Source organism: Aquimarina algiphila, assembly GCF_007489275.1.
Taxonomy (GTDB): domain Bacteria; phylum Bacteroidota; class Bacteroidia; order Flavobacteriales; family Flavobacteriaceae; genus Aquimarina; species Aquimarina algiphila.
The window spans coordinates 1-574 of sequence record NZ_VLNR01000193.1 but is presented as its reverse complement, the minus strand read 5'-3'; the positions used below and the strand labels follow the sequence as shown (position 1 = coordinate 574).

At 40.6% G+C, this 574-nt stretch carries 1 protein-coding gene; it reads left to right on the top strand.

Features of this window, described 5'->3' with window-relative positions:
* Positions 1-574: hypothetical protein (locus tag FOF46_RS32105; RefSeq protein ID WP_208746853.1), on the top strand; the 574-nt coding region annotated here is incomplete at both ends.

Sequence of the window (574 nt, the reverse complement as noted above, 5' to 3'; positions counted from 1 at the left end):
TATATAGTAACCGCTACCAATACCATCAATGGATGTAGTATTCAACAAACTGTAACTGTAAGTGCTGATTTAACCAAGCCTGAGCTTACCGCTACTGCTGATGGAATCATTACCTGTAGTAATACATCAGTAGCATTAACCGCCACATCAACTACTCCTAATGTAACCTTCAATTGGGAAGGGTTTACCGATGGTGAGAATCCGGTCAATGTAACCTCTGAGGGTGATTATATAGTAACCGCTACTAACACAATTACAGGATGTAGTATTCAACAAACTGTAACTGTAAGTGCTGATTTAACCAAGCCTGAACTTACCGCTACTGCTGACGGAATCATTACCTGTAGTAATACATCAGTAGCATTAACGGCTACATCAACTACTCCTAATGTAACCTTCAACTGGGAAGGATTTACCGATGGTGAGAATCCAGTCAATGTAACCTCTGAAGGGAATTATGTAGTAACCGCTACCAATACCATTAACGGATGTAGTATTCAACAAACTGTAACTGTGAGTGCAGATTTAACCAAGCCTGAGCTTACCGCTACTGCTGACGGAATCATTACCTGTA